This is a genomic window from uncultured Leptotrichia sp. (assembly GCF_938036635.1).
Taxonomy (GTDB): domain Bacteria; phylum Fusobacteriota; class Fusobacteriia; order Fusobacteriales; family Leptotrichiaceae; genus Leptotrichia; species Leptotrichia hongkongensis.
Genome location: NZ_CALHQO010000452.1, coordinates 1 through 1,131 on the forward strand (window position 1 = coordinate 1; position 1,131 = coordinate 1,131).

The following is a 1,131-nucleotide window of genomic DNA, read 5'->3' on the forward strand; positions in this document are numbered from 1 at the left end:
ATCTTATTCACATCTGCCTTTCTCGGGTTGCTCAAATAAATTTCATGATGATATCTTTTTTCTGTTAATTCTATATTATATCCGTTATTTTGTGCAAATTCATTCATTCTTTGAATAGTTTCAGGTTCATCATTGTAACTTCCTATGTGCATGCATTGTACGCAAAGTCCTTCATTATAGCTGAAAAATTCAACTTTTGAAAAATCCTTTTTCTTTTTTTTAGTAGCACACTTTATAGCCCATTCCACATCTTCCTTTTTAATAAAATCAGGTACTCTAATTAAAGAAATCCAGTTAAATAATTCCTTGTTTAACAGATAATTTTCATTCTCTACATTTTCCTGCCACCAAAGCCCTTCTAGTGGTGGAACAACATATTCAAAAAATCCTTCAATTTTGTATTCTGTTTTATAGCTCATCTTAAGAGTGTAGGCAACTCCGTATAACATTTCAACAGCTTTTTGATATTCCCCTTCTTTCTCATTGGGATTTCCTTTTCCTCGCACTGCTATAAAATTCATTTTAGGAATTTCTATAATTTCAGGTTTTTCTGACGGTCTATAAAATTTTTTAAATTCCTTTTTAAAATCAAATGCCATAACTATCATCTCCTAGTTATTATTTTATACTGATATAAATGTGAATTTCTGTATTTTCATAATCATTACCTGCTATATATTCTTCAAAATCATAGGTATAATTTCTTATATCAGATTTTTCCTTCCCAAATTCTTCCCAAAATTTATACCAAAATTCTCCAACAGCCTTTACAGGATCACCAAAAATCACAAATTTTGCATATTTTCCTTCAGGAATTTCTAGACTTGTCATATCTTCAGGAATTTCATCAATTTTATTTTTCACTTCACAGCCTGTAAGACAGTCGTACTCAAAGCCATTTTCATTACTGTAATTATAATAGACTCCAATAGCATTATTGTTAATTCTGTCCTTTATATTTTTGGCACCTTCTTCAGAATACAGTTTTTTCCATAAATTTGAAATTTTTTCAGACATTGTTTCATCATCTTTCACTCTTGTTTTAAATCCAACAAGAGTTTTTTCTTTAATTTCTACTATTTCATATTTCATAATTTACCACCTTTTCTATCAAGTTTTATTGTATCAATT

Annotated in this window: 2 protein-coding genes; both read right to left on the reverse strand. The window is 28.9% G+C overall.

What is annotated here, in order from left to right; all coding sequences use genetic code 11:
- The coding region (locus Q0370_RS08955; protein ID WP_299574844.1) for a GyrI-like domain-containing protein at positions 1–599 on the reverse strand (599 nt) is incomplete at its 3' end.
- A 19-nt stretch (positions 600–618) separates the two neighbouring features.
- Complete coding sequence (locus Q0370_RS08960; protein WP_299574847.1) at positions 619–1,092, reverse strand: GyrI-like domain-containing protein; 474 nt, start codon at positions 1,090–1,092, stop codon at positions 619–621.
- Positions 1,093–1,131: the final 39 nt, after the last annotated feature.

Excerpts from the sequence above, each read along its gene's own strand:
- Q0370_RS08960 (WP_299574847.1), bottom strand. The coding sequence starts at position 1,092 with ATGAAATATGAAATAGTAGAAATTAAAGAAAAAACTCTTGTTGGATTT.